The sequence below is a fragment of the Phaeodactylibacter sp. genome (genome assembly GCF_022763345.1).
In the GTDB taxonomy this organism is placed as follows: Bacteria; Bacteroidota; Bacteroidia; order Chitinophagales; family Saprospiraceae; genus Phaeodactylibacter.
On the sequence record NZ_JALEGS010000021.1, the window covers coordinates 45,480 to 72,039 of the forward strand.

Here is a 26,560-nt window from a genome sequence, read left to right on the forward strand (position 1 = left end):
CTTTAAATGCGTCTGTATCTTTTAGCCTCCGAGAAGGATGTCGCAGTATTCCTGTGGGATGACAACATCTTCCACAATGATAGAAGCCCGGTTGTCTGGGTTGTCAAGGTCAACCTCAAGCTTATAGTCTTCCACTTCCAGGGTTTGGGACTCCACTACAATATCCATGAAGTCATAGGTGCGCCCGGCGTAAACGAGCCTGAAGTCATATACCTCGCCCCGGAAAAGACGACTGGTGGTAAAGGCGCCGCCGATAACCTGAGCCAGTGGTTCCCAGCGCTGCCCGGTTTGCCGGAAATAAATAACAGCGTCTGGCTGAATAATAATATCTGGACCTGCTCCTTCGCACAATCCTGAGAACCGGACATCCAGCATCAACGGGCTCGGGGGTTCAAAGGTCTTCATGTCGAGGACTGTGGTAGAATTACAGGTGGTCGTGAATGGAGGAGAGGTATAGATGACTTGATTACCCTCAGACACCTCCATGTACAAAGTCCGGTTTCTTGGGATGTTGTACATGTTGATGGTTTCCCCATTTAGCGCCCTGAAGTAGCGACGGTAGCTGAAACGACGGCCGGTAATGGCGTCATAAAGTTGCCCTCTTAGCCAGGGCGCATCCCGGAAGTTGTTATAGTCTGACTCGATCACCAGCCGAACTGGCTCAAACCAGCGGCAGGAGTTATAGAAGTAGTCAAAGTTCCACCACGACAAGTGAGTGATCAGCATTGTAGCGCTCAGGTTGCCGTTAGCGTCTTTTTCTACAACGGCCTCGCCTTCGTGCTTCCATTCTCCGGTATTGTCATCGAGGGACCAAATGGGGATAATGTCCCCTTCCTTTACCTGCTGCCCTGTGGCCGGGTCGATGGTCTCCGGGTTGATGCCTACTTCCACTTCAACCGGCTCAGAAAAATCAGTGACCTCATCATTGCCTACAAACATGTCCAGCGCAACGAAGCCAGCGGTTACAAACTCTATCGGCTCCATTTCGTTGCCGTTCTCATCTACTACGTTGGTAGCGGTAAAACCACCGGGGAAAGAGGCCAGGGATTCATCACTGCGGTTGTCGAAGTGTACCAATTGCACCTCGATGTTGCCAGTAAGCTCTTCCCCATCGGCATTCATCACTTTAGTGCCTTGCTTTAGTTTGACACTGGCCATTTCCTCTTTGCCGGCTACCATTGGAGTCGAAAATGCGGTGTCCTGCATGACACCATCAGCGTCCGCAGCAGTCGTGCCCAACTGAAGGCTTACTCCTTTAGGCGGGGCATTGAGGCTCACCATATTGACTGGGATATACTGATACGTCGTATCATAAAGCACAATGTTCTGAACGGTTTTGACATAACCGGGCGCTTCCGCAATGACGGTCAGCTCTAGTGGGTCATCCTCGGTGATCATGACTTCTTTGTCTAATCCAATTTCGAGGAAGCCTGCTACAGGTTTCAAATCCCGCTGCCCGTCCGTGGAATAAATCAGATCTTTATCGGGGCCCTCAATGGTAATGGATAGATTATCAGGGGCATCACCGCCTGTATCCAGGTTAGCATCGCCAAAGTAGAAGGCAACGGGTACCCGAAAGATATCAGTATTAATATTGAGGTTGACGCCATCAACGTACCCTTCGATCAAATCCTCCCGGGCTTCCTCTGTACAAGTAGTTACCAAAAAGGCAAGCATTAGAACTGCGCTTAGCCGCAAAGTAGGTAAGAATAGCTTTTTCATAATATTTTTGGATTGGATGATTCAGGATTTACTGCTCGGCTTCGAGCGGGAAATGTTGTGTGATTGTCTTGGCGGCTCCACCGGGGTCCGCTTTAAGGACCTTCTTGAACGGCTTATAGCCAGGTACGGTGATGTTAAGCTCATAGGTATCTCCAGGATCAAGGCCAAGAGTGAACTGCCCGGTAGGATAGGGCCCGGTACGCTCCAGCGTTTTGTCGCCGTTGGGGAGTACCTTGTACAGGTCTATATAAGCCTGACGCAGCTCCGCATTGGTAACGGCATCAACGGCAGCGCCCTTCACAATAAGATAAGGGGATGCGGTAGGTGTTGCAGGCTTAGGCAGCACGGGATTGCCATCCGTAAGCTGCTCTTTGGGTGCGTCTTCCACGCGATTTTCTGCCTCGGGCACCGGTGCATCCACCATTTCGGAAGTACCCTCTGCGCCCGGGCGCAAGCCAAACAGGTCTTTTGGCAGATTAAACTTATAGGCCAGCCGGAAGCCAACGGAGGGGTGTACCCGTACATTTTTAAAGTTTTCGGAAAGGACCGGGCCATTTTGGGCATTGTCGCTAAGTAAACCCGTAGAATTGAACTGGATGTCCGGGCGGCCTCTCACCATAGCTCCGGCTTCTAAAGCAAAGCTTAGGTGCCTTACGCCAAGCGAGCGGCCGAATCCGAGCCCAAAGTAAGGGTAAACGGCAGAGCCTGTGGTGTAATTTACATTAATGGTGCCAATGCGCTCAGGCGTCAGCTCATAGTCATTCACTGCTACGCCTTCTGCAAATTCACCATTGACATTAATATAATTGTTGAGGTTGATCATTAGCCCACCCATGAGCCGGAAAGAGCGTTTCGCTCCAATGGGCAGTTCTGCAATCAGACCGAGGGTGCTAAGGTCCAGGTCGGAGCTCAGGATCAGGCTTTGTCCGGAGAAGCCAAGCGAAGAGGCATTAAAGCTGATCCCCTCTACGTCCATCCGCATGCGGTTGTAGGAAATTCGGAAGTTAACGGGTTTTAGGACTCTTAAGGTGGCATCAACGCCAAAGAAGGCATGGGTGCCTGAGCTTAAACCAATGGACATGGCTGGCTGAAAGGTAGAAGCAGGCGGGTCAGTTGCGGGTGCCGTACTGGCTTGTCCGTAGACGATGCCTGTTGGGGCTGTAGAAAAATAAAACGCAAAAACGAAGGTGAGTATTCCGCTTGCGACGGGTAGTTTAATCCTCATAGTAGTAAGGGTTTAGAAATCCGGAATTTGGGTTTTAATTATCAAAAACCTACTGAAAAACGGTAGGTATCATCCCTTTTCTATTGCCCTTAGTGTGTAGTTTGTAATTGTGTTTGTTTTGGGGCAATGAAATTATATACGGAAGAAGTTTAAGGAGGTTGCAAAACGCTGTAATTTTTTGACTGGGTTAAATTAGTGATTTTCAAATACTTGAAGTTTGGCAGCGCCATCAACTGCATTCAGTACAAATGAAAACCCCCTTCACGGATGATCCGCAAAGGGGGCTTTCTATTTCAGCCATCAATCAGGAAGCTATATGTTTCCTGTCGTTGAGGCGCTTAATTATTGCTTGGTGAAGCGCAGCGTTTCCAGAATGCCGCTTTCGCCCTGTACTTCCAGGAAGTACATACCGGCAGGCAGAGCTGCCACATCAAGCTGAGTTTGTACAGCACCTGTCGCCACCTGCTGCTGACGGAGTGCCTGCCCAAACTGATTGCGTACGACTACGATGGTGTTGTGCTCTACCGCACGCTCGAAGCGCAGGTTCAGCGCATCACGCGTCGGGTTCGGGAACAAGGTCGTATTGCGTACCTCCTGAGCCGGTACTTCAAAGGTAACTGCATTACCGTTTTGTGCTTCTGCACCGCGCTTGAGGCTGATGCCGTTGATCGCTTCCTGAACTTCCTCAGAAAGTGTAGGGATTGTATTGCCAAGCACTGTCACATTGCTAAATACCGCACTTGCAGGGGTGTTATTGACGGAGAAGACCACCATGCCTACCTCCACGCAGGCATCCATGGGTACGTAAGCGGCATTTACGAATGCGAAGCTGCCACCTGTGGTGCTGCTGTAGCCAATAATGTAATCGCCCTGACGTACCAGGCGCAACCACCGTGGGAATGGCCGGTAGAAAGAGGTGAAGCTGCGGTTGGCATCCGTGTCATAACGGGTAGACCAGTAGATATTGCCGGTAATGTTGGTGAGCATGGTAACCATTTTGGCACCAGCTGCAGTACTTTCACGGATGGCAATGCCCGGGAATCCACCCTGACGGCTTTCTACCTTTATTGTAATGGACCCATCGCCACAGAGTTCCTGCGAAATAAACCCTGTATTGTCCGATACATCTTCCAGCGGGAAGTTGCGGCCTCCACTAGTGATCGCAAATTCACCATTATTGGCGTTGCACACCTCATAGCTAAATTCATTCTCGCCTTCGCCTACATCGCTGGCACCCCATGGTGCAGGCAGTTCACCAGACTCATCAACTACAGTGATGTTGGAGGTACAGCTCTGTGGACCTTCCGGCGTATTGACCATTACAGTCACCATGACGGTTTGGCCAAGGTCATCACAAGTCAGCGTGGCTGGGCTGATCATGCCGAGTGTAATTTCGGGGCAATCAGATGGGTTGTCCTGATTGTCGATGTTTACCACGTCTGCTTCAGAAAGGCTGTAAGAACCAAAGTCGAGCAGTACATCATTGTCCACGCACTCGAAAGTAGGATCTTCGCAGCAGTCCACATCCGCATTAGCGCCGCCCTTGGTGTTCTGGCAGGTCTCGGTCCACACGCCGTCAATCAACTGCAGGGAGCCTTCTTCCGGTGTGCCGCCACCTTCGGTAACCCCTACGTCGGTGCTGGCAAAGCCATTAACAGTCATATCGCCTTCGTAGCTCAACAGCTGGAAAATCTCATTATTGCACTCCAGTGCGATACCGTCAGGTGCGCCGTTTTGCAGGGAGCTGAACTCGAAATAGTAGTAGGTTATACCGCTGGCGGTGCTGCCTTCGCTGAAGTTGTCAAGGGTTTCGCTATCGTAGGAGGTGTTGTTGCTGCCATTGTAGAGCACCACTTCAATACCGGATAAATCGCCCTCAAATTCGTTTGAAACCGCTACTTCCACAAACTCATTGACGTCGCCGCCAACGTTATCGTAGTGGAATTCGCTGATGAAGATGTCCTCTGATGTTGGGCAGGAGACACACTCGGGTACACGGAAGTAGTAAGTTGGCGTTCTGCAAGTAACATCCATCTGATCGAGCAGGTCGATTTTTGCTACTTCACCCGGAGTGTTACCGGTGATGCTGGCCTGACCGGTTCCAGATATAGTACCGTTTTCTACACCTGAGAAGATGCCATATCCGATACTTGTTTCAGGATTGATATTTAAATAGGAGCCTGAGCCATTGGATACAACTGCAGATACATCAAAAAAGGAGCTTTCTGCAAATGCGCCCGTTCCGCATGACAGGTTGGAGAAGGAAACATTGGTGAAGCCGCAGCCTCCGCCAGTACTACCGCCACCTCCGCCAGTGCTGCCACAACCGTCAAAGGTATGAGCCCCAAAGCCATCAGCTGTATTCTGAGGGAACTCGTCCCATTCTGCGGAAATATCGAAGGCATCACTGCCGTTTGTATCTCCAGAAGTCACACTAGATTTTCGGCGGTAAGTTCTGTCTTTGGCGAAGTTGGAATCGTTTCCGATTTGTCCGAAGATATCCAATGTTGTCCCGTCTGCTCTGAGCTCTACAGCATCGTTACCATTGAAAAAAGAAGCAGTAGACTCTTGGTCTACCTCTATCTCCAAAGTGGTACCGTCATCACAAAGGGTGTAAGTGGTGCCTGCGGAGACAGTACCTGTGAGGTTGATGGTACCACCTACGGTAGTGTTATCATTGAAATAGAACAAAATCTGATAATTACCAGCATTCAGGTCAATAGATGAACTGGTTGGGTTAAAAACTTCAATACATTTGTTGTTGCCACTACCTTCCATGTACTCAGAAATGAACAGGTCGTCACAACCGCTTACCGGTGCGGATGGCATCATTGGCGTACCCGCAGTAGGTGTATTGTCATTGCCCAAGTTAAAGTCACTGATGACCCAGTCACTGGCCATGTCGGTGTCTACGCCATCCGTTACACGGCGTACGCCGGCTGGAAAGAAATTGCCATCTGGGCCAATAACCGGGGCATCAAAGTAAAAGAATTCAGGGGATTCTTCATCGGTAAGTGCCACCACATCCCTCCAGAATTCACCACCGGTGATGCTGGAACCAGAAATACTGCTGGTCACAACCAGCCCATAGGTAGCGCTACTGTTTTCCAGGGAGTTAGAGTTGATGATTTTATTTGGCATTACTCCGTATTCGGAGTTGACACTTGAAGTGCCAATCAGGTAGAATCCGTTCGAACCAATTATGTCGTCAGCTCCAAAGTCAAATCGAAAATCAATAGAGCCATTGGAGGATTGGTCATCAGATTCTACTCCAATAACACTAAGGCCAAGCAGTGGAGTACCCGCCTCGCCGTAAATTTCGATGAATTCTACATCAGTACCAGTTGTACTGACAAGTAGCTCATTCAGCACTTGTGCTTGTAGTGTTGTTCCGAACATACATAGCGCAAAGAGCAGTAAGTAAAATTGTCTCATGCTGTAGTAATTGTTTTATAGATTCAGTAATTTTTACCAATAAATCAGTAGGTCTTCGGCTGGAAGACAAGGGGGAGCTTATGATAAGTAGTAGCCTAAAAAGGTCGTAAAAGATTACGGTGCGGGGGGAGCGTGCATATTTAATTCCTGTTGAATATGCTGCAAAATAAACAATTCTCAGCGGTCTGCCCAATTCACGCATGTTAACTATTTGTATATTTTGCCAGATTCCCGGATGAAAGACCTTTCTAAGTGCTGGCATGAGGATTTTTTTTAGCTTAGCCCTACCTAATAGCGAGACATGAATGATCAGATCAAAAGACTGGACTCCAAGATTGGTAACCAACTCGAGTTGCTGTCCTTTCATATCCCAAAGTCTGCCGGGACATCTTTCCGCAATATGCTGCGCGATGTTTATGGTGCCGAAGCTGTGTTGCGTTTTGATACGCCCCTGCGCGGTGGGGGCAAATTCCGGGTAGAACAGCAGCCGTTCACCGGTCGTACTTTACCCAACCGGGTGCGGGTGTTGCACGGGCATTTTTCATGGCAACACGTCAACAACATTCTGGAGTTACCACCAGACATTCCAAAAATCACCTGGCTGCGCGATCCAGTGGAGCGCGTGGTGTCCAATTACTTTTATCTGGCCAAGCGTCTCCGGGAAATCCTGGACGAAGAAGGCCGGGGCATTAACATTCTCACCAAAATGGAGCGCAGCCTTACCGAGTATGCCCAGGCAGAGATCAACCAAAACCGAATGTCTAAATTCCTGGAGGGGCTGCACCTGAGTGACTTTCGCTTTGTGGGCATCCTCGAGCGTATGGATGAGGACCTGCAGCGTATGGCGGATGCGATGGGCTGGACGATTCAGGAGGCTTATCAGCATAATGCCACGGGTAAACGGAAGCGGGAAATCACTGCTGGAGAACGGGCGGTCATCGAAGCCTGTAATGCCGAAGACCTGGCACTTTATCAGGAGGCACTTGAGCTTCGAAAGCAGGGATACTGGACCGTATGATCAGGCTAATCTCCATACATATCCCCAAAACGGGCGGTACTTCTTTTTACCGGGCCCTGCAAACCGTCTACGGTGCGCAGCAGGTTTCGGCCTCCTTTCGTCGGCGCGATTATGAAGCGGTAGTGAAAGCAGGCGGATGGTCCCGGGCATTGCCTCCACAGCTGAAAGTATTGCATGGCCACCTGCACTACGAAGAAGTCCGGGAGCTGCACCTGCAGCATAACCCCAAAATCATTACCTGGCTGCGTGACCCGGTAGACCGTGTAGTTTCCAATTATTCTTTTTTTAAGCACCGCCTGCTAAATCCGGAGCACAACCCGGAGGTGGCAGCGGTCAATGCCCACCGGGTCTCAGAAACCCTGCTCGAGTACGCCACCCTGGAGGAAAATCGCAACCGCATGTCTAAATTTATGCGCGGGCTGCACCCGAAAGACTATTTTTTTATCGGATTGCTGGAATCCTTTGAGGCGGACTACGAGCGGTTGGGGAAACGCCTTGGCTGGGCTGAAGTCCCACCATTGCCCCGGCTCAACGATAACCGTCGTTTTCGTAAAGCGCTACCTGAAATTAAGGAGGAGGCCCTTCGTCAGTTACAGGCTCTCAATGCAGAAGATATGGCGCTGTACGACTGGGTTAAAACACACCGCTCAGCGATTTAAACCTTGGTAAAGGTTGATGTAGGCCTGTACGGCATCCTTCAGATGAAAAGGATGGAAGGGCCGGTTTTCCCAGTCTCCATCATACGCCCGCTGCAATGCCCGGGCGAGTGCCGCTACGCTCATCTCCTGCATGGGCACCCACTTTCCGCTTACCACTTCGCGCAACGCGCCTCGATCAGAAGAAATGATGGGTACGCCCATAGCAGAGGCTTCTGCTGCGACAAAGCAAAACCCTTCGCTGTAGGAGGGGATTACGACACAGGACGAATGTGCAATTTCCCGGTAAAGTGTCTCCCGCGGCAGGTCATGAAGCAGTTGTGTCTGTTGGCGGATGCCCAGTTGGTCCAATTGCGCCTGCACCCAATCGTACATCGGTTTAGGATAGGTCGGTACGATGAGCTTGAACCGGGCCTCAGGATGCTGCCTGAGCAAGGTTTGTGCGGCCGGCAGCAGGAGTTCCAGCCCTTTTGACATGCCCAGGCGCCCGAAGTAGGTAAAGGTAAATTCCCCTGGCGGCTGATGAGGATAAGCCTCAAAGGCTGTGTAGTCCAGCCCGTTGTAAATTCGTAGCGCTTTTTCTTCAGCAATGCCGCTTGCACGCAGCGCCTGCCGGGTGTAGTCGGATACCCCGATAAAGCGACGAAAAGGCAGTTTTAGCAGGAGTTGCTCCCAAGTGTAAAAAAGGGTACGTTGCAGCAGATTGGCAAAAGGTAGCTGCCACCAGAGACGCCCCCAAACTTCGTGGAAAGTAATGAGGACCGGCTTTCTGCTCAAAGCCGCGCCGAGCCAGGCCGGCAGGGCGGCATTATAGGAAGTAGTATGGACGAGGTCGTATTTTTTAGCCATACGCCGGATCACCGGCAGGCTCACCAGGCTGAACCAGTAACGGTTGCGGCAGTTGACCCGCACCACTGATACGCCCTGAATCTCTTCCTGTTCCGGCAAATCGGGGCGGAACCGGGTGGTAACGACTGCAACTTCGTGCCCGGCCTTTACCAATGCCGTCGTCAGCTCGTAAAACAGCTTCTCTGCCCCACCGATATAAGGATGGAAATGCTCAAGTACGAAAAGGATTTTCACGATTGGAGGTCTTCTTTTTCCGCCTGCTGAAGGGTGATTTTCCGAGCCAGCTCGGTGATGGCCATCTGGTTTTTTTTCAGCATGAAAAAGAGTTTGTACTGAAAGAAGAAAATAAGCCCCAGGCAGAAAAAAATGATGGCGTTGATATTGCTCTTTATTCCAAAGAAGTCAGCAATGGCTTTGGAGATTGCGTCAGGAAAGAGCGCGAAAATGCCGACTGAAAGCCAAAAAGCAGCACCTAAAGCGGCTTCCTGCCAGCTGGCTTTTGATTTCAGAAAACGCCGGAACAGGTTGAAAACAAACCCCAGGGAGGCTAGTGGAACGATGATCTGATAGACTTCAAGCTTCACGTCACTTCATTTTTGAAGGGTAAAATAGCAATTTCCAAAGCAAATCCACTGCGGTGGTAACGCCCATAACCAGGTCCTGCCCCTTGTTAAGCGAGTAGTCGGTATAAGTAACCTGAATGGGAGCCTCAGCAATCATTAGCCCTTTTTCTTCAGCTTGCACAATCATTTCGCTACAGTAGCCAAAACCATCGAGCCGGAGCCGGAGATTGCGTATGGCCCGTGCACTGAGCAACCGGAAGCCGGTCTGCGTATCCGAATAGCTGCGCTTGCAGAAGGTATTCGTCAGTACATTGGAGATGCGGTTGTACAGTATGCGTGTGGGTGGGATGCCAGGCGAAGGGTCCAGGAATCGGCTGCCCAGAACGATATCGGCTTCTGTTTGGGCCTGTACTTCCACCAGCCTGTGGATGTCTTCAGGGTGGTGCTGCCCATCGGCATCAATTTGCACCACACATTTCCATCCCTGCCGCCTTGCGTAAGCCAGGCCGGTCTGCGCTGCGGCCCCTGCGCCACGGTTGATGGGGTGGGAGAGGACACGTGCCCCGGCTCGCCGGGCTTGTATAGCCGTATCGTCTTTGCTGCCATCATCAATGACCAGTACATTTGGAAAACCACTGCCAATCACCTTGGACACGACCTGATCGATGACAGGCCCTTCGTTGTAGGCGGGAATGACAATCCATATTTGTTCTGGTCGCATTATTTTGGGGTTTGTGCATCTACCGGGTAAATAGATTTGGAATATACGTGCAATATAGTCATACGTGATTGGAGTCGGGTTGTTTCGCAGCAAGTTTTTGGAGTGCAGCCCGGCAGGCTTTGGCATGTGCGGTCCAGGTAAATTGCCCCGCCCACTCCATCGATCGTTCCCTTAGGGCTGACCTTGCTGACTCGTCCAGTTGGTCTACTTCCTGCATTTGCCGGGCTATGGATGCAGGCTCCTGATAATCGGCATAGTAAGCGACTGCACCGCCTACTTCAGGCAAACTGGATACAGAAGAGCAAATTACCGGGCACCCGCAGCGCATAGCCTCAAGCACAGGCAGCCCAAAACCTTCGTACTCCGAAGGATAAATTAAGGCTTGTGCATGGCTGTACAGCTGAGGCAGCGCCTCGTCTGGCACAAAGCCGGTCAGGAGAATGTCTGCCCGGTACGGGTGCTGTTCCAGGGCTTCGAAGAACGGCTCAGATTTCCATCCCCGCTGCCCGGCTACAATAAGCTGTCCGCTGCCGCCATTTTGCCGGTACTGCTGATAAGCCATTAGGAGGTTGACGAGGTTCTTCCGAGGCTCGATAGTGCCTACTGTAAGCCAGTAGGGTGAACAAATACCCTGCTGATCAAGCCAGTCCCGTGTTTTTAGTGGAGTGAGGTTAGGATTGGCCCCGAGGTGAGCCGCAATCACTTTGCCCTCCAGAAATGGGAAATGCTCGAGGACATCTTTGCGTGTATGCCGGGAATTGGTGATGACCAGGCTTGCCCTTTTGAGTATACCTTTGAGGAACAGGCGTTGCAGCATCTGACTGTGCCAAAGGTGGTACTGTGGGAAGAGCAAAGGCGTCAGATCATGGATTACCGTTACCCGGTGGACATGCCGCGGCAAATTGAACGGGCCAAAGTGAGCAGGCTCCAATACGACATCCACTCTGTACTGCCGGAGCAGATAAGGGACAATAAAAAACATGCGGAAGGCGGCGAATACCAACCCAAATCGGTTATTGGGCACTACGAGGGACTGCGTGCCTGGTATAGCAGGAGTGGCTTTCTCCCGCACCAGCAGGTACTCATTATCAGAGTCGAGCTGGACTAAAGCTGTGATAAGCTCACGGGTATAGACATGTACACCGCCACGTTGATTGTCCAGAGGGTCCGCAAGTATGGCTATTTTCATGATTTTGACCTGTGCTGAATGCAAAGGTACAATCTTTGTGCCAACCTTTGAGCGATGGAGATGGCCCTAACATGCAGGACAAGCAATTGGAAAAAAGTATATTCGCCACCATGAGTACTGATAAAAAGCGAATACCTGAGACGGGCCGGGATCCGGAAAAGCTGCTGGCAGAAATGGAAAGTTTTAAGTCTGGTGATGCCCGCTGGAAGGAAGGCCGCACCTGGAGTATGGTTTATCAGGTGGATGAAGCCCATAATAAGTTTTTAAAGCAGGCCTCGAACCTATTCTTCTCAGAAAGCTACATCAACCCCTTCGCCTTTGAGAGCCTTCAGCGTATGGAAAAAGAAGTAGTTGCTATGACGGCGGGCATGCTGCACGGGGATGAGCAGGTTGCAGGAACGATGACTTCCGGCGGCACGGAGAGCATTTTCCTGGCGCTGTACACCTATCGGGAGTGGGGACGTAAGGCCAAACGAGGCTGTACCGAAGTGGTCGCGCCGGCTACCATCCACCCGGCTTTCGAGAAAGCAGCTCACATCCTTGGGCTTCAAATAAAGAAAGTGGAAGTGGGAGAAGATGGGAAAGCAGATGTGGAAGCCATGCGGCTGAGGATCGGGCCCAAGACTTTGATGCTTGCTGCTTCTGCACCTTCTTATCCGCATGGGTTACTCGACCCGATTCCATCTATTGCTCAGATCGCACAGCAGCATCAGTTGCCTTTTCATGTGGATGCCTGCATTGGGGGGTTCATGTTGCCATGGGTGGAGCAGTTGCGACCAGAACTCGTCCATCCGTGGGACTTCCGGCTGCCTGGCGTCACTTCCATGTCCGCAGATACGCACAAGTTTGCCTACGGGGCAAAGGGCAGCTCGGTCTTGTTGTACCGGAGTATGACCTACCTCAGGCATCAGTTTTTTATAACCACCGACTGGGCAGGAGGCATTTACGCTTCAGCTACGCTTCTTGGGTCACGTTCCGGCGGCCCTATCGCAGCAGCCTGGGCCGCGATGAACAGCCTCGGGCGGCAGCGGTACCTGGAGCTCGCCCGTCAGGTAATGGTGGGGGTGGATCAGCTCAAAGCCGCGATTGAAAGCATACCGGAGCTGGAATGGATTGGCGCACCTTGTATGAATATCCTGGCTTTTAAGACCCGGAATAACCGGCCGGATATTTTCGTAATCGCAGATGCACTTGCAGAAAAAGGCTGGTATGTAGACCGGCAGCAGCGCCCCAACTGCATCCACGTGACGGTTATGCCTCAGAATTTGCCAGTACTGGAAACTTACATCGCTGATTTGCGGGCAGCGATCGCTTTCGCGAAAGCGAACCCTAAAGCGAATGCGGAAGGCAATGCGGCACTCTATGGGCTTATGGCAAGGATCCCCTTCCGGGGAATGGTGGCGCAAAATGTGCGTAAAATGTTTGAAACCTTGTACGGAGAGCCCGTAGAGGAGGACACCTCTACCGAACCTGAACCTGCTAAGTGGATGGGCTGGGCGAATCGTTTGCTTAGCTTCAACCCGTTTCGGCGGTAACCCTAAAAGAAACGGAAAAAAACAGAATTGATGATTTATGCCACTGCAATTTTTGCCGTAAAAACCTATTTTTGTTTCAAAAGCACCAACCCATCTGCGAACGATAAAGCCAAATTTAAAAACAAGAAATATATGTTTAAAAGTATCGATGCCCTTTCGCCTCAGGACCAGAAAGTATTGTACGATGCCGTGCCTCAGGTGGTCTTGCTTGTTGCTGGTGCTGATGGAATAATCGACGATTCAGAACTGGCAGCCAGTGAAAAAGTAGCTCATGTCCGGTCTTTCGATTTTCATCCGGAATGGATGGCGTTTTATGAAAAACTGGACCAGGAACTTCATGAGCGGTTACTGGCTATGATCCTGGAATTGCCAAGGGACACGGAACCACGTCAGGCAGAGCTGGTTAGCCGGCTTTCTAAAGTCAATCCTGTACTCAAAAAAATTGATAAGCGGCAGGCCCGCCATTTTTACGAGGGGCTGTTGAGCCTGGCAGGCCATGTAGCCAAGGCCTCCGGTGGGTTTATCGGTTGGTTGAGTATCGGGCCCAAAGAAGCAAAGGTGACCGATTTGCCAATGATAGACCCGGTCTGATTTAAGTTGGTATTTTTTGGGATAGTAGTGAACATGGCTTTTGTTTTCCGGTAAAGTAAAGGTAACTTATATGTTGCACTGGGTATTGTGTACCCGTTTTACTTTACCAAAACCTATGTATTTATGAAAGCATTACTACTATCCCTGACCTTACTGTTCAGCCTTATTGCCGTGGTTCCTGCCCATGCGGCTGCCGCTGTCCAAACAGCTGCCACTGAAATTGCAGCAGAAGAAGCCCCCCAACTAACCAAGCGGGAAATCCGTAAGAAGAAACGGCAGGAACGCCGTGCTAAACGGAAGGCGATCCGTGCAGCCATCAAGGACTGGCGTAAGGCTGATATATCGGAGAATGCGCTGCTGCTCATAATCATTACCATTTTGCTTCCACCTTTAGGAATGTTGCTTTTTGAAGGCGCACTGACCACAAGGGTATTGATTTCACTGCTTCTTACCGTGCTATTTTACCTCCCCGGATTGATTTACACACTTATAGTGATCTTAGGGTAACTTGAAAAATTTAGGTATTTGCCTTATCAGCCGCAGGCGCTTAACTGAGAAAGCGCCTGCGGCTGTTTGTTTGTAGGTGAAATGTAAAGAATTACCGGGAGTACCGGTAGGCTTGTCGTTTGTAGCAGGGCAAAATCAACAAACCCTCTTTTCCATGCATTTATAGTTTGAAAGGATCGGTGACAAAGCCGCATTTCTGCGTCTAACAACAGCGCTCCTACACAGAGCGCAAAAAAGGCAGCGGATCTTCCTGCTAAAAAGCAACTACATGTTCATCTGGATCGGGTTTATCACCCTTGTGTTTTTTCTTCTGGCCCTCGACCTGGGCGTTTTCAACCGCAATCCTCATGCCATTACCACGCGTGAGGCATTGGGGTGGACAACGTTGTGGGTGAGCCTTTCTTTGCTATTCAGTGTGTTTGTATATTTTGCTTACGGCAATGGATGGATCGCGAATCCTGAATCCCTCACTGCAAAAGATGCTGTGCTCAAGTACCTGACCGGCTACCTGGTCGAGCAGTCCCTAAGCATGGACAATATCTTCGTGATTGCCATGATTTTCTCTTATTTCAGTATTCCACAAAAGTACCAGCACCGGGTTTTGTTTTGGGGCATTCTTGGTGCCTTGGTGTTCCGTGGCATCATGATTTTCCTTGGCGTCGTCCTGATTCAGAAATTTGCATGGCTGACTTATGTGTTTGGCGTATTTCTGCTTTACTCTGCCTACAAGATGTGGTCTTCACATGAGGCTGCCCACCCCAATAAGAATCCGGTAATCAAATACGTAAGCCGGCTCATTCCAGTAACTAAAGAGTTTGACGGAGAGCATTTCTTTGTGAAACGCAAACACATCACCGCGGCAACGCCATTGTTCGTTGCGCTTATGGTGGTGGAAACCACGGATGTGATGTTCGCCTTTGACAGTATCCCTGCCATTTTTGCCATTACAACAGACCCCTTCCTGGTCTTCACGTCCAATATTTTTGCCATTCTGGGACTGCGTTCCCTGTACTTCGTGCTAGCGTCTGTACTGGATCGCTTCAAGTACCTGCAGCACGCACTTGTTTTCATCCTCGCCTATGTAGGCGTGAAGATGCTATTGGTGCATCAGATTCATATTCCAGAATGGTTGTCCCTAATCGTCATTTTCGTATCTCTGGGTGCTGGGGTGCTATTTTCCCTTTACAAAGCGCCTAAAGCGGAAGAAGCCCCGGCAGAAGAAGCCGCGCAGGATATTGCTGAGTCTGCTTCCAGGCAGTTGGATGCCCGTGCAGAGGGGAAGGAGCAGTAAGGGCATTGCTATCTGGGGATAAGCATATCTTTTACTACGCCCCAAATGGCAAATTCCATATCTGGCTCTAGTTGAACTGTTTCTTCATCAGTTTGAATGCTAATCTCTTCTTCTTGCATGTGCAGGCGGCATACGATAAAACTGCCTTCAAAATAGGCGACTATAATGTCCCGGTGGCGTGGCGTGGCCTGCCGGTCAACAACTGCAATATACCCGGGCAGAAAGCCTTCACTGCCCAGTGTTTCCTGGCTGACCCTCAGAAAAAAGGTATGTGCCGGGTGGCGGATGAGCGCCAGGCTCAAATCCAGCCTGATGAAGTTGTACTCCTCGCCTGGTAGCGGAAAGCTTTTGCCATCACTAGCCTCTACTTGCAGGTAGGGGGTCATCTCGTCCATGTCCACAACAGGGACGGTCTGAAAATCCTCGTAGGACCGTATTTTTACCATCGCACATTTTGTTTTGTTAATACAATTTTAAAAACAAAAAGTTTTTAATGCAAGTATTTGTGTGGTTTTTTATTCAGAATTGTTTTCCGCTTCCCCCCAGCTTCCGAAATACCTCAGAGTTTAGCTATCTTCGGGCGAAAATCAGAGGGCCGGCTGAACATCCGGAATTGGGCATCCTTTGAAACTGAAGTAAGCGTATGGCGCAGGAATGCGAAGCAAAAGGCCCGTGTGGCTGGAGGCTGGCGCTGTTCGAACTATCCTCTACGGCTTTGATCGTTCCCGGCAGCTTACTTTATTTTGATTACCAAAACCTTATTCCTTTTAACATGGCAGATCCTACAATCACACAAAAAGCCGCAGACAACATCCGTGTGCTTTCCGCCGCAATGGTGGAAAAAGCGAGCTCCGGTCACCCCGGCGGCGCTATGGGCGGTGCAGACTTTATGCACATCCTGTTCACGGAGTACATGAACTACGACCCCAAAGACACAGCCTGGCCCTTCCGTGACCGGTTCTTTCTTGACCCCGGCCATATGTCCGCGATGCTGTACAGCCAACTCCACCTGCTGGGGCATTACAGCACAGAAGACCTTGAAAATTTCCGGCAGTGGGGCAGCCCAACGCCGGGCCACCCGGAGATCGACGTAGCCCGTGGTGTGGAGAATACTTCCGGTCCGCTGGGACAGGGGCACACTTTTGGCATCGGTGCCGCAATTGCTGAGCGCTTCCTGGCCCACCGTTTTGGGGAGTGGACAGCGCACAAAACCTACATTTACATCTCTGATGGCGGCATTCAGGAAGAGATTGCACAGGGTGCCGGGCGTACGGCAGGCTACCTTGGCCTGGGCAATGTGGTGATGTTCTACGATGCTAATGACATTCAGCTGTCAAGCGAAGTCAGCGAAGTTATGGACGAGGATACAGGCAAGAAATACGAAGCCTGGGGCTGGCACGTGCAGACGATTGAGGGCAACGATCCTGATGCCATCCGTAAGGCATTGGATGCCGCTGTAGCGGAAACGAACCGCCCTTCCCTCATTATTGGCAAGACCATCATGGGTAAGGGAGCAGTAACTGAAGAAGGCGAGTCCTTCGAGCGTCAGGTGTCCACCCACGGCAAGCCGCTGAGCGGTGCCGGTGCCTCTTTTGAGAAAACCGTTAAGGCGCTGGGTGGCGACCCGGATAACCCATTCGCGGTTTTCCCGGAAGTGGCAGAATTCTACGAAGAGGTGAAGACCGAAAAGCACGCTTATGCCGAACAAAAGCGGGCCGAACAGGAAGCCTGGGCTTCCGAAAACCCGGAGCTGGCGGATAAGTTGGAGCAGTACCTTTCCCGTGAGCTGCCGGAGCTTGACTGGGCTGGTATCAAACAAAAGCCCGATCAGGCTACCCGTAGCGCTTCCGGTGCCGTGCTTAGCTATCTGGCAGATCACCTCGACAATATGATTGTCGCTTCTGCCGACCTTTCCAATAGCGATAAAACGGATGCCTTCCTCAAGAAGACCACTTCTTTTGTTAAAGGCGACTTTAGCGGTGCCTTTCTGCAGGCTGGCGTTTCCGAGCTGACTATGGCAGCACTGTGCACGGGTATGGCTTTGCACGGTGGCGTTATCCCGGTTTGCGCAACCTTCTTCGTCTTCTCCGACTTCATGAAGCCGACCATCCGCCTCGCCGCGCTGATGGAGCAGCCGGTAATTTTCATCTGGACGCACGATGCCTTCCGGGTAGGCGAGGACGGCCCCACGCACCAACCCATCGAGCAAGAGGCTCAAATCCGCCTGCTGGAGCATCTGCAGAACCACTCCGGCCGCAACAGCTTTACCGCCCTGCGCCCTGCTGATGTGGACGAAACAACCGTCGCCTGGCAGTTAGCCCTGGAAAACACCCACGGGCCGAGCGGGCTCATCCTTTCCCGTCAGGACATCAAAAGCCTACCCGCCAATGGCAGCCGCTACGAAGCTGCTAAGGCAGCCGAAAAAGGTGCCTACATCGTCCAAAAGGAAGAGCGCGGCAACCCTGATCTCATCCTGGTCGGCAATGGCTCCGAAGTCGCTACCCTGATCGAGGGCGCCAAGCTGCTGCGCGAGAAGAAAAAGCTCAATGTACGGGTTGTCTCCGCTCCATCCGAAGGCCTCTTCCGCAATCAGCCCATCAGCTATCAGCTGGACGTGCTGCCCTACGATGTGCCGACCTACGGCCTTACCGCCGGCCTGCCGGTCACCCTGCGCGGCCTGGTTGGCCCTCTGGGAGAGGTCGCAGGCCTGGACCACTTCGGGGAGTCCGCCCCCTACACCGTACTGGATGATAAATTCGGCTTCACTGCTGAGCGCGTCTACGAAGGTGCGGTGAGCTACCTGGAGGATTTTGAGTAAAAGCATATCGCTTCATTGATAAATGGATGAGCGCCATTTCCTGTTTTTTGCGGGGATGGCGCTTGTTGTTACTGCTGGCTGGTCTGTCAGGCAGCGACTCCAGAGTTGCGATCTGACTTAAAGCAGATGACCCCGGGAGCACTCCCTTCTCCCGGGGTCCTTAAATATGATAGCATACTAGCTCCCCAACAGGATCAAAGCGTTGCTGGTGTAGAGCTTGAGCCTAGCATTTCCGTAAGAGCTCTGCCCCAGCTTTGGTCTGGAAAAACCTATCGGATCCCGGTAAAGTACCGGGAGGGAAGCTCCCCGACAGGGCAGGAGCCTTGGGCTGCTGGTGTAGAGCTTAATCTAAGCTATTGCCAAGTGTTCGTGGCAATCATTAATTAGGGCAAACGCACCAAACGCGGTTTCCACGAAAACGTAGTGCAAAAGCTCCTGAAGAAGGGGGTTAGTTCAATTCTCGCCTCAAGCCAGCCACGTACGAGCCCTTATGGGCTGGGCTCTTCCTTTTTTTTCCGGTAAACCGGGACCAAAAAAGGAAGCAAAAACGCTAGAAATTCGCAAACTCCTCCGTCGAACATGCAATTTCGGCAGCCGCCACCCAATCTAACGTGTTCCGTGGCATGTTCTCATTTTGATGCGTTTGCCCTTATCATTAATTAAAAAGATTGAAAAACATGTGAAAAGTTCTTAACTTGATAAGATAAGATGATCATGCAAGTTCATGTGTTCAACAGTAAACTAAATAAGTGGCTGATGACTAAGGATTTATCAAATATAAAGTACAGACTCATAGAAGAAATAACTGACATCAATAATGAAGATGAGCTTATTGAGTTGGAAGAATATTTACAAGAATTGAAATCAAGAAAAGATTGGCATAAAATCATCAAACCTGTTAGAGAAGAGATGTCTATTGAACAATTGAAGCACGAACAAGGGTACAAACCTATCTCTAAAAAAGAATTTGACGAATTAGCAGAGGATTTAAAAATAGAAGAACCAATTGAAGAATTGCTGTCAATGCTCGATTAATGGACTATTTGCTTGATACCAATATTATTTTAATTTATGCAAGGCAATCTGAGGTAAAAGAAGAGATAGATAAACGTGAGCCTAACCCCAAACACAACAACATTGCCCAAAATCCGTATATTGCTCACAAAAAATAGATTTTGCCAGAGCAGCACAAGGGACTAGACTACGAAGCCATGCAGCAAATGGCCCTGCAACAGCAAGGGCACACCCACCTGCTGGTCATCGGTGTGGACGCCTACGCCCACTGCCCGCCCCTGAGCAACTGCGTAAAGGACGCCAAAGACTTCACAGCGCTCATGCAGCAGCAGTATCAGGTCAGCCCGGAGCGCACCTACGAGCTGTACGATGCGCAAGCCACCCGCACCCAAGTGCTGCGCCAGCTCAAGGACCTGCGCCATAAAGTACAGGAAGACGACAGCCTTATCGTCTACTTCTCCGGCCACGGGGAGATCGAAGACGAGGAAGGCTACTGGATACCCATAGAAGGCAAGCCCGGCGAAGACGAAGGCTGGATTGCCGCGAGCAGCATCAAGCGCCGCCTGAATCAAGTGGAGTCCTTCCACACCCTCGTCATTGCCGATGCCTGTTTTGCCGGCTCCTTTTTCGTCACCTTCAAAAGCGCCACCCGGCAATTGCTGCACAGCCGTCGCTCCCGCTGGGGCATTTCCGCCAGCCACAGCCGCGAGCGCGCCCTCGACGGGCAGGCGGGCGACAACAGCCCCTTCGCCAAGGAACTGCTGCGCGCCCTGCGCCACAATCAGCAGCCCCTGCCGGTCGATCAGCTCTTTACGCAGTTGCGGGATGCCGTAGCCGCCGCCACGCAGGGCCGACAGACGCCCATTTTTAAGAATATTGATGTGAAGGGGGATGATCAGGGGCAGTTTGTGTTTATGCCGGTGGGCGATGAAGAGACAGCCTGGGCAGCTGCCAAAGCGACGGATACTATTTTTGCCTACTTCAACTACAACCGGGAGTATCCCAATGGTAAATATCGGGCGGACGCCTTAGCTGCGATACGACGCTTGGAGGAGGAAGCCCACTGGCAAAGGGCACAACAAGCCGATACCCTCTCCGCCTATTTTGAATTCTTAAACCGATTTCCCGATGGGGCTTTTGCTGCGCAAGCGAAAAAGCGGCAGGAGGAGTTGCTGAGCGGCTATGGAGAGCCAGAAAGTCCGCCCAAGTCCAAAGCGAAAATAACAAAGCCACCTGCTCCGAAACCAGAGTATCTCAAACCTAATGAAGAAATGGTATGGGAGGCTGCCAAAGCTTATGATACTACACTGTCTTATGACAATTATATCAAGAATTATCCAAGCGGGAAGTACCGAAAAGAAGCTCTAAATGAAAAAAAACGACTAGAGGAGGAAAAAGAATGGCAAAGTACACAACAAGCCGATACCGTCGCAGCTTACGAGAAATTTCTGAACCGCTTTCCAGAAGGGACTTTTGCAAAACGGGCGAAGCAGCGTAAGAAAGAATTAATGATAGACTTTGAGAAGCCGAAAACTCCGCCCAAGCCCGGGAGAAAAACAACAAAGTCATCTGCTTCCAAACCTAAGCCCCTCAAGCTCGACCTTCCAGCGGAGTTGGTTGAGCTAAGCGAAGGTATGCTGCACATACCCGGTGGCACTTTTTGGATGGACTGGAAGGGTAAAAAGGGGATTGATCGCGAGAAACATTATAATGAAGTAAGTTTGTCGGACTATTATCTGGGGAAGTACCCAGTCACGCAGTTGCAGTGGGAGGCGATAATGGGTGAAAACCCAAGCAAATTTAAGGGTTGTCCAAACTGCCCGATAGAAAACGTAAGCTGGGAGAGCGTACAGGAATTTATCAAAAAGCTAAATGTTAAAACGGGTGAAAATTACCGTCTTCCTACCGAAGCAGAATGGGAGTATGCCGCCCGTGGTGGAGAAGGCGGCGCACAGGATAACTATTTGTACAGTGGAAGCAATTCGTTGGATCAGGTAGGCTGGTACAATGAGAATAGTGGAAGAAAGACGCACCCAGTAGGACAGAAAAACCCCAATCAGCTAGGGCTTTTTGACATGAGTGGTAATGTTTGGGAATGGGTTCAGGATAGATGGCAAAAAGATTATGGGGGAGCACCTCAGGACGGGAGAGCCTGGTTAGAATGGAATCATAAAAATCGTTTCCGACGTGTTTTTCGTGGCGGATCCTGGCTCAATGATTCAGAGAACTGTCGTGTTGCGAATCGCAACTGGAATAGCTTCTCTAGTAGACAATACAACGTTGGGTTTCGCCTTGCTCGAGACTATCTGGACCGCTTTCCAGAAGGGACTTTTGCAAAACGGGCGAAGCAGCGTAAGAAAGAATTAATGATAGACTTTGAGAAGCCGAAAACTCCGCCCAAGACCGAGAGAAAAACAACAAAGTCATCTGCTTCCAAACCTAAGCCCCTCAAGCTCGACCTTCCAGCCGAGTTGGTTGAGCTAAGCGAAGGTATGCTGCACATACCCGGCGGTACTTTTTGGATGGGCTGGAAGAATGAATTGCGGGATGGAAAGGGTTATAAAGAGGAAAAACCTTGTCATATAGTCAATTTACCGGATTATTACCTTGGAAGGTATCCGGTCACCCAGGCTCTGTGGGAAGCTGTGATGGGAGGAAACCCAAGCTATTTTAAAAACTGTCCAAACTGCCCGGTGGAAAATGTAAGCTGGAACGATGTGCAGGAATTTATCGAAAAACTGAACGCCAAGATCGGGGGGCAGTACCGCTTGCCCAGCGAAGCGGAATGGGAGTACGCCGCCCGGGGTGGAGAAGGTGAGGCTCAGAACAATAATTTATACAGTGGGAGTAATACGCTGGATCAGGTAGGCTGGTATAAGGATAACAGCGGAAAAAAGACGCAACCGGTAGGATCGAAGCAGCTCAATCAGTTGGGGTTATACGATATGAGTGGTAATGTTTGGGAGTGGTGCTCAGATTTTTATGGAAAATATACTTCTCATTCTCAGACTAACCCTAAAGGACCCAGTTCGGGCCTAGAGCGGGTGCTTCGAGGCGGTAGCTGGAGCAGCATCTCTCGACACTGCCGTCCTACTAATCGTAACTTATGGGGTGTTAGTTGCCGTGACAACAATGTCGGTTTCCGTCTTGCCCGCAGCTCATAGGAAAAGCTGGATGGCTACCGATGAACAGGTGTATGCCCTGTTCTCTGCTGTGCAGAGACAAAAACAACGGCTCTGACCGTTTGCAGCAGTGGTGTTGGTAACCCATGGATGGTGAAGACTCTACTGCTGCGCTTTTCTACTCCCCAAACAACCGCCCCATCTCCAATCTACCTTTAATCCAATCCAGCTCCAGCGTATCCCCTGCCCGGTAAATCCGGATCAGGCGGTAGCCGTCCGTAGTGGGCTCGGTGTACTGCTCCAGCTGCTTTTCCGGCAGATTGACAATCCACACCTCCGGGATACCGGCGGCGGCGTAGAGCGGCAGCTTCACTTTTTGGTCTTTGTCAAGGCTGGTGTCGGAGACTTCGATGAGGAGGTGGATGTCTTCGGGTTGTGGGTGGGAGCGCTGGTAAAAGTCTGCCCGGTAGCGGAGTACGCTGATATCCGGCTCAGGTTCGCTATGGTCGCTGAGGGCGATGGGGTTTTGTGCGTTCACAATGTAGTCGTCTGATAGTTGCCGGCTGAGGTGATGGATTAGGAACGCAACTGCGCCGGCGTGTTTAGGCTTTATTGGGGACATATCAATAATTTGACCTTCGAGCAACTCCACACGCTTGCCCTCGAACAAGTCTGCCTCTCCCATTTGATGGTAATCATCAATACTAAACCGGTGTATAGGTAGTATTGCTTTGGTGGCTTGCTGTGTCATAAGAATACTTTTGATCAAAGATAAGCCTATTTGGAGGAAGGGGCAAGGTGTGAGATGACAGAGCGCGTCCACTGAAGTGGCTTCAAGTTAGGTGGCATTGTGTGTTCTTGACGCAGAGGGCTCGGGAGAAAGGACCGACTTCATTAATTAAAAACGTCGGACAGGGAGTGCTCCCGGGGTTTGACCAAATCGCGGCCTGAGACTAGGCTGAAAGGTTGCCCCCGTACAGCGATCTATGACCTGAGGCACTAGTGCTGACTTAATCGTCAGTATAGTTAGGCTCAATTATATAAAGAAATTAGTAGATCGATACTTGTGAATAAAATGATGCTATAGGGCCTAACTAATTGATCGTTTTGTATATTTGATGCGATCAAATGATGGCATCATGATTCAAAAGTACTACGAGGGAACCTCTAAAATAATTAACCTATCAATAGAAGTTGGTAAATTGATAGGGATAGTTGACGCAACATATCTAAGAAAACCTCAAACAAATTTACGACGGGAGAACAGGATAAAGACGATTCAGTCCTCCCTGATGATTGAAGGTAACACCTTGTCGTTAGATCAAGTAACAGCGATATTCGAAAACAAAAGGATTATAGGTCCGGCAAAAGATATAAAAGAGGTTCAAAATGCAATTGAAGTCTACAATAAACTGAGGGATTTTGATCCATACAGTGAAGAATCCTATTTATTGGCACACAAAATATTAATGTCTGGATTAGTGGATAATGCTGGAAAATACAGGGCAAAAGGGGTTGGGGTATTTAAAGGAGAACAGATAGCACATATGGCGCCTCCTGCATGGAATGTAAGTAATTTGATGAGCAATTTATTTACCTATTTGAAAGAGAGTGAAGACAATCAAATCATAAAAAGCTGTGTATTCCATTACGAAATGGAGTTTATACACCCATTCATGGATGGAAATGGTAGAATGGGCAGGTTATGGCAAACATTGATATTAATGCAGGAGAATCCAGTATTTGAGTATTTACCGATAGAAATAGAGATTAAGAAAAATCAAGAAAAGTATTACGAAGCGTTATCAGAATCAGATAAAAAAGGCCTATGTACTAAGTTTGTAGAATTCATGCTTGGAATGATAAAAATAAGTCTGAGCGATTTAATAGAAGATCAGAGAAAATCCTTTAGTGATGAGGAGAGGTTGCAATATTTTAAGGAACAAACAGATTTGAAGGAATTTACCAGGAAAGATTACCTGAGGGTATTTAAGGATATATCCACAGCTACAGCAACAAGAGATTTAAAAAAAGGAGTAGACTTAGGAGTTTTAAAAAAGAAAGGTGAAAACAGGTTAGCGAAATATGAATTCAAATAAAAATGGACTTTGCCTAACACAGGCTACATGCCATGCCGGTAAAAATCTTCTAGAGGAAAATGGAGATGGAAAAGCCGCTGCGCTGAACCGGTAGAGGGGCAATATGGCTTTGGTAGCTGGTGTCATAGGTTATACGCAATACGAAGTTGTCACCGACGATAAATGTCGGGATCTTGGATTTGCGACATCGAAGCAAGCCGCTTCCCAGCGTAAATGCTGACCTGTCTGCCGAAGTATCGATACGAAGGCAGGCATTGAGTAGGTTTGCTGTGGCAAACCACTTAATCGTCAGTATAGTCCATTTGGCAAGGCTGTCAGGTCGCGACTCCAAAAGTCGCCACCTGACTTAGAGTAAAAAATACGCCCAGGATACCTTTTATCACCACCAAATTCCTATTTTAATCCTCTGAAAAGCAGGAGGTCCCGGAATTGATGTGCAGAACTGAGCTACTACGGAAAAAGTAGTAACACGAATCATCCTAATCCAGAACTGGAGAGGTACAGCTGATCATGGCATTGCAGTGACTAAGCTTCCCACCCGGCATTGAACCTCCGCCCCGGCATACCGTTCCAACAACAAAACAACGCCACATGCGTATCTTACTCACCGGCGCGACCGGCTATATCGGAAGACGGCTGCTGCCCGTGCTCTTGGAAGACGGGCACAAGGTCATTTGCTGTGCCCGTAACGCCACGACCTTTGACGTGCCGGAAGGGTGGGAAGAGCAGGTGGACGTTTTTCAGGTTGATTTCCTGAAACCCGTGGATATGCAGGAAGCGCCCAGGGAATTCGATGTAGCCTTCTATCTCATCCACTCCCTGTCTGCTGCCATTGACGACTTTAAATCCCTGGAGGAGCAGGCCGCTACGCATTTTAATGCTTTTGTGGAGCAAACGACCTGTCAGCAGATCATTTACCTCACGGGTATTGTCAACAGCGATGAACTGTCGAGCCACCTCGAGTCCAGGCTGCGCGTAGAGCAAATACTGGATAGCGGCAAGGTGCCCCTCACCGCACTGCGCGCCGGTATTATCATCGGCTCCGGTAGTGCCTCTTTTGAAATCATCCGCGACCTGGTGGAAAAACTGCCGGTCATGATTGCCCCGCGCTGGGTAAGTACCCGCTGTCAGCCGATTGCGATACGCGATGTGATCAAATTCCTGACGGGCGTAATGCGCAAAGAGCAGTACTACGGCAAAAACTTCGATATTGGTGCTGAGGATATCCTGACCTACAAGGAAATGCTGCTCGGCTACGCCCGTGCCCGGGGTTTGAAGCGGTCACTCTATGTGGTGCCGGTCATGACGCCCCGTTTGTCTTCCTACTGGCTGTACTTTGTGACCTCTACCACCTACGAATTGGCCGTCAATCTTGTGAATAGCATGAAAATAGACGTCATCTGCCGCCCCAACAATCTGGCAGAAGAGCTGGGCATCGACCCTATCCCCTACGAACAAGCGGTAGCCCTGGCTTTCGATAAGATACAGCAGAATATGGTGGTCAGCAGCTGGAAAGACTCCCTGGTGTCCAGCTCAGACAAAGCGTCGCTCAACCGCTACATTGAAGTGCCCGAGTACGGCTGTTTTGTAGATGAGCAGAAGGTCGCCATTACCCACAATACCCCTGACCAGGTTTGGCAAAATGTAGTCAGCATCGGGGGAAAGCGCGGCTGGTACTACGCCAACTGGCTGTGGAAGCTGCGGGGCTACCTGGACAAGCTCGTCGGCGGCATCGGCCTGCGCCGGGGCCGTACCCATCCCAACCGCATCCACGATGGCGATGCCCTTGACTTCTGGCGGGTGCTCATTGCCGACGAAGACAAACAACGGCTTCTCCTTTACGCCGAGATGAAGCTGCCCGGTGAAGCCTGGCTGGAATTTCGCATTCAGCACAAAGACGGGCAAGCCTACCTGCGGCAGAAAGCCACCTTCCGGCCGTTCGGACTGTTTGGACGGCTGTACTGGGGAGCCGTGCTGCCCTTCCATTACTTTGTTTTCGGGAATATGGCCAAGCATATCGAGTGTTTTCAGCCCAAAGTCAAAGTTTCCTAAAAAAACTTCCCAACGGAACGGGCAAATAATAGGTTTTCGATAAATGACGCAGTTAGTATGCTGCCAGACGAGGCGCGATAAGGGAGCATAGCCTAAGCTACGTGACCGCAGAGTAACGAAGTATGGCGGCATAATAACAAGACAGAATCGAAA

21 protein-coding genes are annotated in these 26,560 nt (G+C 50.3%); 12 read left to right on the plus strand and 9 right to left on the minus strand.

The window, feature by feature from the left end:
* Positions 1–21: 21 nt before the first annotated feature.
* The 3 genes from MRY86_RS05670 to MRY86_RS05680 form a co-directional block, all read right to left on the minus strand.
* Positions 22–1,722, minus strand: coding sequence for a hypothetical protein (locus MRY86_RS05670; protein WP_293565173.1), 1,701 nt, complete (start codon positions 1,720–1,722; stop codon positions 22–24).
* A 28-nt stretch (positions 1,723–1,750) separates the two neighbouring features.
* A complete protein-coding gene (locus MRY86_RS05675) occupies positions 1,751–2,947 on the minus strand; it encodes a hypothetical protein (protein ID WP_293565171.1) in 1,197 nt (398 codons plus the stop codon).
* 342 nt (positions 2,948–3,289) lie between these two features.
* The gene (locus MRY86_RS05680) at positions 3,290–6,382 is read right to left on the minus strand and encodes a lamin tail domain-containing protein (RefSeq protein WP_293565169.1); all 3,093 of its coding nucleotides are present in this window, start codon (positions 6,380–6,382) and stop codon (positions 3,290–3,292) included.
* Between the two features lie 301 nt (positions 6,383–6,683).
* On the opposite strand from MRY86_RS05680, the gene MRY86_RS05685 reads away from it, so the two are divergent.
* Both MRY86_RS05685 and MRY86_RS05690 read left to right on the plus strand, forming a co-directional pair.
* Positions 6,684–7,400, plus strand: a complete 717-nt coding sequence (locus MRY86_RS05685; protein ID WP_293565167.1) for a sulfotransferase family 2 domain-containing protein — start codon at positions 6,684–6,686, stop codon at positions 7,398–7,400.
* Entirely contained in the window at positions 7,397–8,059 is a 663-nt protein-coding gene (locus MRY86_RS05690) for a sulfotransferase family 2 domain-containing protein (protein WP_293565165.1), read from the plus strand. The genes MRY86_RS05685 and MRY86_RS05690 overlap by 4 nt, the downstream gene beginning before the upstream one ends.
* Here the strand turns inward: MRY86_RS05690 and MRY86_RS05695 are convergent.
* From MRY86_RS05695 to MRY86_RS05710, 4 genes are read right to left on the minus strand one after another with little or no spacing between them, the layout of a single operon-like run.
* Positions 8,048–9,139 carry a glycosyltransferase family 4 protein gene (locus tag MRY86_RS05695; RefSeq protein ID WP_293565163.1) on the minus strand — a complete coding sequence of 364 codons (1,092 nt, stop codon included), beginning with the start codon at positions 9,137–9,139 and terminating at the stop codon, positions 8,048–8,050. The two genes, MRY86_RS05690 and MRY86_RS05695, sit on opposite strands and share 12 nt — an antisense overlap.
* The gene (locus MRY86_RS05700; protein WP_293565161.1) at positions 9,136–9,489 is read right to left on the minus strand and encodes a DUF2304 domain-containing protein; all 354 of its coding nucleotides are present in this window, start codon (positions 9,487–9,489) and stop codon (positions 9,136–9,138) included. Before MRY86_RS05700 ends, MRY86_RS05695 begins: the two co-directional genes overlap by 4 nt.
* A gap of 1 nt (position 9,490) precedes the next feature.
* Positions 9,491–10,189 (minus strand): glycosyltransferase family 2 protein, encoded by a 699-nt coding sequence (locus MRY86_RS05705; RefSeq protein ID WP_293565159.1) that lies wholly within the window; start codon positions 10,187–10,189, stop codon positions 9,491–9,493.
* A 58-nt stretch (positions 10,190–10,247) separates the two neighbouring features.
* Positions 10,248–11,378: a glycosyltransferase family 1 protein gene (locus MRY86_RS05710; protein ID WP_293565157.1), complete on the minus strand. Its 1,131-nt coding sequence runs from the start codon at positions 11,376–11,378 to the stop codon at positions 10,248–10,250.
* A gap of 110 nt (positions 11,379–11,488) precedes the next feature.
* On the opposite strand from MRY86_RS05710, the gene MRY86_RS05715 reads away from it, so the two are divergent.
* The 4 genes from MRY86_RS05715 to MRY86_RS05730 all read left to right on the plus strand — a co-directional run bounded on the left by MRY86_RS05715 (position 11,489) and on the right by MRY86_RS05730 (position 15,302).
* Positions 11,489–12,913: an aminotransferase class V-fold PLP-dependent enzyme gene (locus MRY86_RS05715; RefSeq protein ID WP_293565156.1), complete on the plus strand. Its 1,425-nt coding sequence runs from the start codon at positions 11,489–11,491 to the stop codon at positions 12,911–12,913.
* Positions 12,914–13,045: 132 nt separating this feature from the next.
* The gene (locus MRY86_RS05720) at positions 13,046–13,504 is read left to right on the plus strand and encodes a hypothetical protein (RefSeq protein ID WP_293565154.1); all 459 of its coding nucleotides are present in this window, start codon (positions 13,046–13,048) and stop codon (positions 13,502–13,504) included.
* Between the two features lie 123 nt (positions 13,505–13,627).
* Entirely contained in the window at positions 13,628–14,011 is a 384-nt protein-coding gene (locus MRY86_RS05725) for a YqaE/Pmp3 family membrane protein (protein ID WP_293565152.1), read from the plus strand.
* A gap of 268 nt (positions 14,012–14,279) precedes the next feature.
* Entirely contained in the window at positions 14,280–15,302 is a 1,023-nt protein-coding gene (locus MRY86_RS05730; RefSeq protein WP_293565150.1) for a TerC family protein, read from the plus strand.
* Positions 15,303–15,310: 8 nt separating this feature from the next.
* Here the strand turns inward: MRY86_RS05730 and MRY86_RS05735 are convergent, their stop codons facing one another.
* A complete protein-coding gene (locus tag MRY86_RS05735; RefSeq protein ID WP_293565148.1) occupies positions 15,311–15,748 on the minus strand; it encodes a S24 family peptidase in 438 nt (145 codons plus the stop codon).
* Between the two features lie 326 nt (positions 15,749–16,074).
* Here MRY86_RS05735 and MRY86_RS05740 point away from each other — a divergent pair, with 326 nt between their 5' ends.
* The 4 genes from MRY86_RS05740 to MRY86_RS05755 all read left to right on the plus strand — a co-directional run bounded on the left by MRY86_RS05740 (position 16,075) and on the right by MRY86_RS05755 (position 22,298).
* The gene (locus MRY86_RS05740; RefSeq protein ID WP_293565146.1) at positions 16,075–18,120 is read left to right on the plus strand and encodes a transketolase; all 2,046 of its coding nucleotides are present in this window, start codon (positions 16,075–16,077) and stop codon (positions 18,118–18,120) included.
* A 756-nt stretch (positions 18,121–18,876) separates the two neighbouring features.
* A complete protein-coding gene (locus tag MRY86_RS05745; protein WP_293565145.1) occupies positions 18,877–19,155 on the plus strand; it encodes a hypothetical protein in 279 nt (92 codons plus the stop codon).
* Positions 19,155–19,292, plus strand: a complete 138-nt coding sequence (locus MRY86_RS05750; protein WP_293565144.1) for a hypothetical protein — start codon at positions 19,155–19,157, stop codon at positions 19,290–19,292. Before MRY86_RS05745 ends, MRY86_RS05750 begins: the two co-directional genes overlap by 1 nt.
* A 3-nt stretch (positions 19,293–19,295) precedes the next feature.
* Complete coding sequence (locus tag MRY86_RS05755; RefSeq protein WP_293571051.1) at positions 19,296–22,298, plus strand: SUMF1/EgtB/PvdO family nonheme iron enzyme; 3,003 nt, start codon at positions 19,296–19,298, stop codon at positions 22,296–22,298.
* Between the two features lie 136 nt (positions 22,299–22,434).
* On the opposite strand, the gene MRY86_RS05760 is transcribed toward MRY86_RS05755, so the two are convergent.
* On the minus strand, positions 22,435–23,007 hold the full coding sequence (locus tag MRY86_RS05760; RefSeq protein ID WP_293571052.1) for a Uma2 family endonuclease: 573 nt from the start codon (positions 23,005–23,007) through the stop codon (positions 22,435–22,437).
* A gap of 388 nt (positions 23,008–23,395) precedes the next feature.
* Here MRY86_RS05760 and MRY86_RS05765 point away from each other — a divergent pair, with 388 nt between their 5' ends.
* Positions 23,396–24,355, plus strand: coding sequence for a Fic family protein (locus MRY86_RS05765; protein WP_293571054.1), 960 nt, complete (start codon positions 23,396–23,398; stop codon positions 24,353–24,355).
* 591 nt (positions 24,356–24,946) lie between these two features.
* Positions 24,947–26,407 carry an SDR family oxidoreductase gene (locus MRY86_RS05770; protein WP_293569597.1) on the plus strand — a complete coding sequence of 487 codons (1,461 nt, stop codon included), beginning with the start codon at positions 24,947–24,949 and terminating at the stop codon, positions 26,405–26,407.
* Positions 26,408–26,560 lie beyond the last annotated feature (153 nt).

Coding starts and splice junctions, on each gene's coding strand:
- MRY86_RS05735 (WP_293565148.1), bottom strand. CDS start 15,748: ATGGTAAAAATACGGTCCTACGAGGATTTTCAGACCGTCCCTGTTGTG.
- MRY86_RS05770 (WP_293569597.1), top strand. CDS start 24,947: ATGCGTATCTTACTCACCGGCGCGACCGGCTATATCGGAAGACGGCTG.
- MRY86_RS05730 (WP_293565150.1), top strand. CDS start 14,280: ATGTTCATCTGGATCGGGTTTATCACCCTTGTGTTTTTTCTTCTGGCC.
- MRY86_RS05680 (WP_293565169.1), bottom strand. CDS start 6,382: ATGAGACAATTTTACTTACTGCTCTTTGCGCTATGTATGTTCGGAACA.
- MRY86_RS05765 (WP_293571054.1), top strand. CDS start 23,396: ATGATTCAAAAGTACTACGAGGGAACCTCTAAAATAATTAACCTATCA.
- MRY86_RS05740 (WP_293565146.1), top strand. CDS start 16,075: ATGGCAGATCCTACAATCACACAAAAAGCCGCAGACAACATCCGTGTG.
- MRY86_RS05705 (WP_293565159.1), bottom strand. CDS start 10,189: ATGCGACCAGAACAAATATGGATTGTCATTCCCGCCTACAACGAAGGG.
- MRY86_RS05725 (WP_293565152.1), top strand. CDS start 13,628: ATGAAAGCATTACTACTATCCCTGACCTTACTGTTCAGCCTTATTGCC.
- MRY86_RS05745 (WP_293565145.1), top strand. CDS start 18,877: ATGACTAAGGATTTATCAAATATAAAGTACAGACTCATAGAAGAAATA.
- MRY86_RS05670 (WP_293565173.1), bottom strand. CDS start 1,722: ATGAAAAAGCTATTCTTACCTACTTTGCGGCTAAGCGCAGTTCTAATG.
- MRY86_RS05675 (WP_293565171.1), bottom strand. CDS start 2,947: ATGAGGATTAAACTACCCGTCGCAAGCGGAATACTCACCTTCGTTTTT.
- MRY86_RS05715 (WP_293565156.1), top strand. CDS start 11,489: ATGAGTACTGATAAAAAGCGAATACCTGAGACGGGCCGGGATCCGGAA.
- MRY86_RS05710 (WP_293565157.1), bottom strand. CDS start 11,378: ATGAAAATAGCCATACTTGCGGACCCTCTGGACAATCAACGTGGCGGT.
- MRY86_RS05750 (WP_293565144.1), top strand. CDS start 19,155: ATGGACTATTTGCTTGATACCAATATTATTTTAATTTATGCAAGGCAA.
- MRY86_RS05720 (WP_293565154.1), top strand. CDS start 13,046: ATGTTTAAAAGTATCGATGCCCTTTCGCCTCAGGACCAGAAAGTATTG.
- MRY86_RS05690 (WP_293565165.1), top strand. CDS start 7,397: ATGATCAGGCTAATCTCCATACATATCCCCAAAACGGGCGGTACTTCT.
- MRY86_RS05685 (WP_293565167.1), top strand. CDS start 6,684: ATGAATGATCAGATCAAAAGACTGGACTCCAAGATTGGTAACCAACTC.
- MRY86_RS05760 (WP_293571052.1), bottom strand. CDS start 23,007: ATGACACAGCAAGCCACCAAAGCAATACTACCTATACACCGGTTTAGT.